We start from the raw sequence: 9,550 nt of genomic DNA on the forward strand, positions 1-9,550 counted from the left end.
CAGCTCAGCCCCGTCGCCTACGAGAAGCAGTCGGCTAACATGACACTCGCCGCATAACAACACGAACTGGTGTCCACTTCTCGGGGGGAACCCCCTAGAACTGCACAGCAGGCAGCAGCCCGAACGCCATCCCTCCCGCCAAGCCCGCCCACACGCCGGCCAGCCTGTGACCGATGACTGCCACGCAAGCCGCCGCGATCCCCGTGGCCAGCACCGAGGGCAGCCGCAGGGTTGTGGTGCTGGGCCCGAAGCAGTCGAACAGCACGTGCATCAGCAGGTAGTAGCAACCGTGCACGACGTCGATGTTGCCCAGCATGTGCCAGATCTCAACCGTGGAGCGTCGGGCTACCTGCCAGGTCGCGGCCTCGTCCCGCCATACACTGTCCTGCCGCGACAGCCCCCACAGGCCGAGGGCAATAGTCCACAACACCGGAAGCAGCCAGACGAGAACAGCGCGACGCAGGGGGGCGGCTTCTGCCATGAACGTTGTCTCGACCCCCAGGTGGCGAGGTGACAAACGTAACTTGCGGTCAATCGACATCAAGGAGGGCTTCCGGATTGGTCGTTGAAGGGGGCGGGTTGTCAGGCGTCACTCACTGACCACGAACGTATGCACCCTAGTACTCCAGTGCGAGCTTGTGATCTATCCAGCGGGTTCGCCGGCGGTCCGTCGTCTGTAGTGGCTGCGTCGGGCTGTTGCCTGGTGGCGTCTGCGCCAGGTGGACCAGTGCAGCAGCCCGGGCGCTGTCACGGCCGGTGGGTTGAAGGCGGCGAGCAGGTGGCGGATTTCCGGGACGGCCAGCGTGATGGGATCGCGGCTGCGGGCGGGGTGGTGCGCATCGGCCGGCCGCTGCGGTGCCGCGTCGGCGGCGAGGGCGGTCAGGAAGGTCAGGGCGAGCATGGCGAGCGTGATGTGCCGGTGCCATGAGGTCCAGTGCCTGACTTGGTAGTGGTCGAGTCCGACCTGGCCCTTGGCGGCCTGGAAGCACTCCTTAACGCTCCAGCGGACACCGGCGACGCGGACCAGTTCGGACAGGGGCACGTTGATGGGTGACCAGCACAGGTAGAAGGCGAGTTCGCCGGTGGACCGGTTGCGGCGGACGAGCAGGTGCCGATGACGGCCCGTGCCGACGTGGATCCAGGCCCAGTCGTAGTACCGCGGCCCCTTCGCGCCGTTGCCGACGCTGTGCCGCTGCCAGGCCGTGGCGGGCAGGCGGCCGGCGACGGTATCCGCGCGGACGGGAGTGCGGCCGTGGTTGATCCTCACTCGCATCGAGCAGGCGACGGCCATCACGTAGCCAATGCCGCGTGCCTCGAGGGCTGCGCGGAGCTGGGGGTCCTGGCCGTAGGCTTCGTCGCCGGTCACCCAGGAGGCGGTGATCCCGGCGTCCAGCGCGGCGGTGATCATCTCCGAGGCCAGACGGGGCTTGGTGGCGAACTGCACCATCTCGGGTATCCCGGCCGCGTTGCCGCGTTGCCGCGTTCCAGATCACAGGACCAGGAGTGTTCCGGGAGGTAGAGCCGTCGGTCGATCAAGGCCCGGCCCCGGCTGGTGGCCAGGGCGAGGAACACGCAGACCTGGGCGTTCTCGATGCGTCCCGCGGTGCCGGTGTACTGCCGCTGTACCCCTGCCGAGGAGCGGCCCTTCTTCACAAAGCCGGTCTCGTCGAGAACGAGAACGCCGCCGTCGGTGCCGAGGTGTTCGGCGGCGTAGGCACGCAGGTCGTCGCGGACGGCGTCGGCGTCCCAGCGGGCGTAGCGCAGCAGGCGTTGCATCGGCCCGGGCCGCGGATGGCCCGCCTGCTCGGCCGGCTGCCTGGGGGTTGCCCCCTCCGGGGACAGTTCTTCTGTTCGACGCCCGACAGCAGCCCGAGCAGGTAGGAGCGGGCCGCGGCCCTGGGCTCAACTCGCCCGAACCTGCCCGCGATCCGGGCCATGACCTGATCGAACATCGCTCGCCAGCGGGCAGGGTCTACGCTATGGCCCGCGGCCACCGCACGATCTTCAGGAGTCCACACAACCCCCGATGATCACGCGGTGGCCGTACCCATTCCCAGTCGGCCCTGACGCAAGATCACGAAGTCAGACTGGAGTACTAGGGGCTGCGTGATGGGGTGATCGGTCTTCGGGTTCTCGTCGGAGCGAAGCGCTCCGCCCCGTGGTGCCGGTGAGGCGGAGCGCACGCGTGGGACGCGGGTCAGCGGCCGGGCCAGGTGATCGTCGGTTGTTCGGAGGTGAGGGTGATCTCGAACCGCTCCAACGGCGGGGCCCCGGCGGCGCGCCACCGGGTGAGGTGCGCCTCGACGGCGTCCCAGATGCGGAACGGCCCGTTCTGCCGGACCGTCCACCGGCCGTCGTGCTCCCGGAGCACGGCCCAGGCGCCGGTGTCGACGTCGAGGAACAGGTGCTCCGTGCGGCCTTCGCGGGTGAGGGTGACGTACTGAGCGCGTGGCGCGGCGAGTTGGGCGACGAACCGGGTGGTCCAGTCGTCGATCACGTCGGCGCCGAAGGCCGCCGGCCGCTCGTCGCCCTCGTCGAGGTCGGGGAGCAGCCCCAGCGGCGGCGGCAGGTGGGGCCGGGCGAGCATGAAGGAGATCTGCCCGCCGAGGAAGCGGCCGGACGCCGTGCCGTCCTCGTGGACCGTGAGCCGGGCCAGTTCGGAGGAGTACAGCCAGCCGCAGAGGGTGACGAGCACGATCCCGCCGGGGCGGGTCTGCTCGATCAGCTCACGCGGGACGGTGAGGAGCCCGCAGGTGGCGATCACCCGGTCGTAGGGAGCCCCGTCCTTGTACCCGGCGAGGCCGTCGCCGACGATCAGGTCCGGGGCGAAACCGCAGTGCCCCAGCGCGGCGCGGGCGCGGGTGGACACGTTCTCGTCGACCTCGACGGAGGTCACCGAGTCGTCGCCGAGCCGGTGACACATCAGGGCGGTCGAGTAGCCGGTGCCCGTGCCGATCTCCAGGACACGGTGGCCGGAGTCGACTTGGAGGTCCTCGAGCATGCGCACGACCAGGCCGGGCAGGGTGCTGGACGAGGTGGGGGCGCGCAGGATCTCCCCGTGGACGTCCCCGGGCACGACGGTCCCGGCGACCTGCGTCACCAGGGAGACATCGTCGTAACAAGCCTCCAGCCACCGTGGATCGTCCGGCATGACCGGGGTCCAGGCGGTGGGCGTCGAGCCGGCGACCTCGCGGAAGAAGCCTCCGCGCAGGAACTCGTGGCGCGGGACCGCGGACACGGCCTCACGCCAGGGCCCGGTCCGCAGATGTCCGCTGCCGGTCAGTCGCTCGACGAGCCGGGCCCTCAACTCCTTGTCGTTCATGCCGTCTTCCTCTCCAGGAGATCTGCCATCGCCGCCACCATCGGCAGCCCGGTCTCCGGTTCCATCCACGCCCATTGCCCGGAGGGATTGCACTCCAGGAACCACCATCGCCCCTGGCGGTCCACGGCGAAGTCGAAAGCGCCGAAGACGAGACGGAAATGGTCGAGGTAGGCGCGCAAGGCTTCGGAGACGCTCGGCGGCGGCTGGACCACGCTGTACCGGAGCCGTGCGTAGTCGGTGCGCCAGTCCAGCAGGTCCGAGTCGATGCGGACGCAGAACACCTGGTCGCCGATGACGGTCACGCGCACGTCACCGGTCTTGTCGATCCGCTGCTGGAAGAGGTGGGCGGTGCCGGTCACCGCGTCGTCGATCTCGTCGGCGGTGACCTCGCGTACCTCGACCGTGCAGGAGACGCCGTCGACGCGGTACAGCGGCGTGGACAGCGGCTTGTAGATCACCGGACCGTGGGTCGTGACGAAGGCGCGCGCGGCGCCGGGGTCGGAGGTGATCGTCGTGGGAGGCAGACGGAATCCGCACGCGGCCGCGGCGGCGAGCCCGGACGGCTTGAACTCGGCGTCGCCGATGCGGTGCGGGTGGTTGACGTACCGGCAGCCGGGCAGCGAGGCCATGATTCCGCCGAGGCCGTAACGGGCCTGCGTGAGGGCGAAGCGCGCCGTCTGACCGTCGAGGTGGGGGAAGGTGAACCCGGAGGGCCTGCGGTAGTACAGGGAACGGACGCGGGACAGGTCCGCCGTACGCGTGGGCGTGGTCAGCGTGCCTTCGATCCCGTTCGACGTGATGGTGGCCGCGATCGACAGGGTGGCGGGGAAGTCCCCGGAGTCGAACCGCGAGACCGGGACGCCCCGGCGGTGCAGTTCGTCGATCACCAGGTCGGTCGTGGGGTCGTCCAGGTTGGTGACGACCAGAACCGGACTCGTGTCGGTCACTGGTCGGTGTCGTTCCCGGAGTCCTGGTCGCCGCTGCCGCTGCCGCCGGGGCCCGAGCCGTCGGAGGGGTTGCCGGTGTTGGTCGCGGGTTTGGTGCCGGTGCTGGTCCCGTGGCCGGGCATCTCCATGACGTGTCCGGCGGCGTCGAGGTAGCGGCCGGTCTGGGTGGCCGGGTCCAACTCGACGCGGGCGTACGAGGGGGCGAGGGCGGGGTACGGCGCCATGCGGCGCAGCCCCCACGGCGCGGGCGTGCTGATGCCGTTGGGCAGCGGCGTCCCGGTGGGGAGCCGGTCGGAGTGGGCGAACATCGGTGCCTCCTGGTGGGCGGAAAGGTCGTGGTGTCGTGGGTTCTTCCGGGCGCCGGCTGCCGGCCTGCGGCGCGGCTCCGGTTCAGCCGCAGCGTGAAACGTTCACCGTCAGGGGTGGTTGTGCTGCGGTCATGTACTCACAGTGGCGCGCCGTGGCCTGGCGTGACCAGTGGTGGCGCGCCGACGCGAACCCTTCGTACGCGGCGGCACACGACGGTGTACGAAGCGGTACGGAACGGCCGGGCACCCGCCCGTGGCGTACGGCGTTGACGCAGAGCCCGGCGGTGATCGGTTTCGGTGTCGCGTTGACGTCACTGTCGTAGGAGTGGCCCCAGAGGTCCGGGCAGTGCGTCGTATGGCTGGTTTCCTCAGGCCTCCTTGTCTCCCGCCCGGTCACCCTTGGATCATGTTCACCGTTGTTTCCCGCGTGCCCTGCCCGTGGGCTCGGTGCGGGTCGGGTGCACGGAGGGGACTCAGGGCGGTATGGCGGACAGACAGGACGGGGGCGTCACAGTGCTGCGCGGGTGTCGAGCCGGCCTGCAGAGGGCCGGTGTCTCATGAGGCATCGTCTGCAAGTGGTGCTTCAGATCCTGCTGGCGCTGGTCGCCTGTCTGCTGGGGATCGCCACCAACTACGCCACCAGCACGGATGACGCGCCCTGGATGCTGGAGGTCATCCGGCGGGGGTCCGTGCCGGCCATCGGGCTGCTGATCGTCGCGATGGTGATCGGGCAGGTCATCGTGTACCGGCTGGAGAATCCGGCGCCAGCACAGACGGAGTGGCCCCGTGACCGGATTCCGTACCCGGGGCTGGACGCGTACAGCGAGGAGGAGGCGGCCGTCTACTTCGGCCGGGAGGCGCAGGCCGCCGAGCTGACGCGCAGACTGCACGCCTCCGCGCCCGGTCCTGCCGACCGGTTCCTGTTGCTGACCGGGGCGTCCGGCAGCGGCAAGTCCTCACTCGTACGGGCCGGGGTGCTGCCCCGGCTGCGACGGCGTCGGTGGACGATCGTGCCGACGTTCTCGCCGGGGGCGAACCCGCTGCACGCCCTGGCCGCTTCCCTGGCCGTGGCCGGTGGCGGCCGGGAGCCGGCCGGTGCGGTACTGCGACGGTTGCGGCACGGGCCGGAGAGCCTCGGGGGCGAGCTGTCGCGGCTGCGCGGCGGGCAGTTCCAGCGGGTGCTGCTGGTCATCGACCAGTTCGAGGAACTCGTCACCCTTGCGAGCGAGCGGGAACAGGCCCAGTTCCTGGAGACGCTGCACGCGTGCCTGCGGCAGGAATCCTCCGTCCGTGTCCTGGCCACGTGCCGGGTTGACCTGCTGGGACGGCTGCTCGGCACCGATCACGCGCAGCTCCTCCAACACCCGGTTGCCCTCGGCACGTTGAACAGGGCGCAGCTCGCGCAGGTGGTCGAGCGGCCGGCCGCTCTGGTGGGTATGTCGTTCGCTCCCGGTCTCGTCGGGACCATCGTGGACGACACCGGCACGGACGACGCACTGCCCCTTCTCGCCTATCTCCTCCAGGAGTTGTACTTCGCCTGCAATCCGGGCGGCACGGTGACCGAGGAGACGTACCGGCAGCTCGGGGGTGTGGCGGGGGCGCTCGCGCGGCAGGCCGACAGTACCGTGGCGGCGCTCAGCACCCCGGACGGCATCGACTTCGCGCTGCGGGTGCTACTGAGATTCGTCACGCTGGAAGAGAGGGAACTCGCCCGCCGTCCCGTGCGGCTGTCGGAACTGACCGACCGGGAACGGTACGTGGTGGACGCGTTCATCGACGCGCGCCTGATCCGCTCCGACACCGTGGAAGGAACGGCGGGAGACGCGTACGCGGAGGTCACGCACGAGGCGCTGTTCCGCCAGTGGGCGCCCCTGCGTCAGGAGGTGGAAGCGAGGGCGGAACGGCTGCGGGAGCGGGCCGAGCTGGAGCGGTGGGCCGCCGACTGGGAGCGGTCCGGGCGCAGCGCGGACTACCTCCTCACCGGGGAACGGCTCGCCGTTGCGCAGCGGTGGCTGGTGGCGCTGGAGGAGGCCGGGCAGGCGTCGGCGCCCGCCCGTGCGCTCGTCGAGGCCTCGCAGCGCCGGGACCTGGCCTTCCTCAGCCGTGTCTCGGACAGCATCGGCCATCAGGTGCTCACCGGCGCGGAGACGGAGCCCGAGCGGGCGCTGCTCCTCTCCTTGGCCGCGCTCGGCGAGTGCGCGCCGACATCGGCCGCGCGGCGTGGACTGATGGCGGCGCTGGCCGCGGGGCACGCCCGGATCCGGCTGGACGGGCACGCGGACACGGTCCGCGACGTCGCCTGGTCCGCCGACGGGCAACTGCTGGCTACTGCGTCCCGAGACGGTACCGCCCGTGTGTACGAGGCGGAGTCGGGGCGTCAGCTGTGTGTGCTGCCGTGCGACGGGGCCATGGTCGAGTCGGTCTCCTTCTCTCCGGACGGGTCCCGGCTGGCCACCGCCGGCCGCGACCAGGTCGTACGCGTCTGGGACGTCGCGTCCGGCGAACCGGTCCGCCGGCTCACCGGCGCCGGGGACATCGGCCGGCAGGTGGCGTGGTCGCCGGACGGGTCACGGATCGCCGCCACGTTCAAGGACCAGGCCGTACGGGTGTGGGAGGCCGGCACCGGACGTCTCGTGCGGGAGCTGCGCGGTCACACGGGCGACGTCTGGGGCGTGGCATGGTCGCCGGACGGCTCGCGGCTGGCCACCGCGTCGCACGACCGGACGGTGATCGTCTGGGACGCGGCGACGGGAGCGGCGACGACGACCCTGACCGGGCACACGGAGTTCGTCGAGGGCATCGCGTGGTCACCGGACGGCGAGTGCCTGGCCACCGGGTCCGGTGACCACACCGCCCGGATCTGGGACGCCCACACGGGGGCACTGCGGCTGCTGCTGCGCGGCCACACCGACTACGTGTGGAACCCGGCCTTCTCGCCGGACGGCCGACTGCTCGCCACCCCGTCCTCCGACCGCACCGTCCGCGTCGTCCGCACCGAGGACGCGAAGGAGGTGGCGGTGTTGCGCGGGCACACCGACACGGTGTGGAGCGTGGTGTGGTCGCCGTCGGGCACTCGGCTCGCCACCGCGTCGACGGACGGCACCGGCCGGGTGTGGGACCTTCAGCCGCAGGGAGCCGAGTCCGTCCTGGTGCAGGGGCACGACGGGCCGGTGAACCAGGCCGTGTGGTCCGGCGACGGCACCCGTCTCGCCACCGCCTCGGACGACGGGACCATGCGGGTGTGGAGCGCGCAGTCCGGTGCGCCCGCGGGTCCGGTGACGACGCCCGGGGAACGGGTGTGGAGCCTGGCCTGGGCGCCGCACGGCGACCGTCTCGCCCTCAGTACGGCGGACGGCCTGTTCCGCGTTCTGGACGGCACCGGCGGCACGGTCTTCGACCTGCGCGGTGCACCCGTCGAGGGCTGCTCGTGGTCCCCGGACGCCCGTCGGATCGCGACCGGCGGGCACGACGGCACCGTACGCGTCCTGTCCGCCGTCGACGGTACGGAGCTACGGAAGCTGACCGGGCATCAGGACTGGGTGGGACGTGTGGCCTGGTCTCCGAGTGGCGGGAAGCTGGCCAGTTGCTCCGACGACCGCACCTGCCGCCTGTGGGACACCTCCGACGGCACCCAGCTGACCGTGCTCCGGGGCCACGGCAACTACGTGGAGGACGTGGCCTGGTCGCCCGACGAGACACGGGTGGCCACGGCGTCCGGTGACTGGACGGCCGCCGTGTGGGACGCGGCGACCGGCCGCCGCGTCGACGTGCTGAAGGGCCACGAGGGCCGGGTGCGCGCCGTCGCCTGGTCGCCGGACGGCCGCCGTATCGCGACCGGATCGGACGACCGGACGGTACGGCTCTGGTCGGCGACCACCCTCGAGGAACTCGCCGTCATCGGCGTCCACCGGGACAAGGTGACATCGGTGGCATGGTCCCGGGACGGCACGCTGCTGCTCACCGCGTCCGCCGACGGGACCGCGCGGGTGTGGCCGGCGGACCCGGACTACGACCGGCTGGAAGCGCGGGCGCGCGGACGGGTGTTCCGCACGCTGGACGCGGAGGAGCGGCGGCAGCACCTGCTGCCGCCGGACCCTGCGGGCGGTCAGTAGCGCTGCTCGACCGTACGGTCGTCGGTGTGCAGGAGGTAGTCGCCCGGGTCGAGGCCCATCGCCTTGCGCTCGGGCGACGCCCAGTACAGCGCGTTGCGCTCCGCGAAGGTCTCCGGGCCCTCGTAGGAGATCAACCAGACGAACTGGTTGCGCTCCCGGTCCACCCAGGCCCCGCCGATCTCGAAACCCAGATCCAGCCGCAACGGCACGATGTCGCTGCGCCACCGCTCCACCCACTCGTCGAGCAGACCGTCCCGGACGGTGTACGTACGCAACTGCGTGGTCCTGGGCATCGAGCGCGCTCCCGCTGTCGGGTCGAGGTAACCGGCAGGCCGACCGCAGGTCTGCTCGGGTTTGCCGGACGACCGCTTCGAACGGCCGGTCCAACGGTATGCCACGGGGCGTGTGCTCAACCAGCGCATCCAACTGAGCTGCGTAAAACCGTGGTTGCTCACGTGGATGAAGAGGGAGTCGAGGCGTGAGGCCGGGGCGGCAGCGCCGGGCCTCGCTCGGGGGATCATTTCGCTGGAGGGCGGGCCACGCCCAGGGACGTCCCCGCCGTCTCGCCGGGGCCCTGCACGTGGACACACGAATCACAAACGGCCCGATCAGAAGCATCCGTGCACTCGGTGAACGCGTTGCTGTCGGACTCAAGCAACACTGGCGCACCCTGCAGCACGTGCCCCTCAGCCCGAGCCGGATCTGCGACGTCGCCCGTGTAGCCCTCGTCCTCAACGGAGTCTGGAAATGATCACCGTTGAGAAAATGAGCCTTTTCCAACCTCATGCTGACGCGTGATGGAGGACGAGTATGGCCTGGACGATCGCGGTGATGCGGTTGGTGCTGCAGCGGAGCTTCCGT

5 protein-coding genes and 2 pseudogenes are annotated in these 9,550 nt (G+C 70.9%); 1 reads left to right on the forward strand and 6 read right to left on the reverse strand.

The genetic code is table 11. The features are described from left to right. Positions 1 to 97 precede the first annotated feature (97 nt). From ACFYQA_RS38685 to tgmA, 5 genes and pseudogenes are all read right to left on the reverse strand, one after another. Positions 98 to 481, reverse strand: a pseudogene (locus tag ACFYQA_RS38685) (hypothetical protein); the annotation flags it as partial. A gap of 162 nt (positions 482 to 643) precedes the next feature. Continuing rightward, positions 644 to 1,937, reverse strand: a pseudogene (locus ACFYQA_RS38690) (IS701 family transposase). A gap of 260 nt (positions 1,938 to 2,197) precedes the next feature. After that, positions 2,198 to 3,322, reverse strand: a complete 1,125-nt coding sequence (gene tgmC / locus ACFYQA_RS38695; protein WP_388928418.1) for an ATP-grasp peptide maturase system methyltransferase — start codon at positions 3,320 to 3,322, stop codon at positions 2,198 to 2,200. Next, complete coding sequence (tgmB, locus tag ACFYQA_RS38700; RefSeq protein ID WP_388928420.1) at positions 3,319 to 4,269, reverse strand: ATP-grasp ribosomal peptide maturase; 951 nt, start codon at positions 4,267 to 4,269, stop codon at positions 3,319 to 3,321. The genes tgmC and tgmB overlap by 4 nt, the downstream gene beginning before the upstream one ends. Continuing rightward, positions 4,266 to 4,577 carry a putative ATP-grasp-modified RiPP gene (gene tgmA / locus ACFYQA_RS38705; protein WP_388928422.1) on the reverse strand — a complete coding sequence of 104 codons (312 nt, stop codon included), beginning with the start codon at positions 4,575 to 4,577 and terminating at the stop codon, positions 4,266 to 4,268. The genes tgmB and tgmA overlap by 4 nt, the downstream gene beginning before the upstream one ends. A 575-nt stretch (positions 4,578 to 5,152) precedes the next feature. Between tgmA and ACFYQA_RS38710 the strand changes: the two genes are divergently transcribed. Beyond that, positions 5,153 to 8,689: an NACHT and WD repeat domain-containing protein gene (locus tag ACFYQA_RS38710; protein ID WP_388928424.1), complete on the forward strand. Its 3,537-nt coding sequence runs from the start codon at positions 5,153 to 5,155 to the stop codon at positions 8,687 to 8,689. On the opposite strand, the gene ACFYQA_RS38715 is transcribed toward ACFYQA_RS38710, so the two are convergent. Next, positions 8,683 to 8,982 carry an NIPSNAP family protein gene (locus tag ACFYQA_RS38715; protein WP_388928426.1) on the reverse strand — a complete coding sequence of 100 codons (300 nt, stop codon included), beginning with the start codon at positions 8,980 to 8,982 and terminating at the stop codon, positions 8,683 to 8,685. The two genes, ACFYQA_RS38710 and ACFYQA_RS38715, sit on opposite strands and share 7 nt — an antisense overlap. Between the last annotated feature and the right edge of the window lie 568 nt (positions 8,983 to 9,550).

This window comes from Streptomyces sp. NPDC005774, from assembly GCF_042871645.1.
Taxonomy (GTDB): domain Bacteria; phylum Actinomycetota; class Actinomycetes; order Streptomycetales; family Streptomycetaceae; genus Streptomyces; species Streptomyces pratens.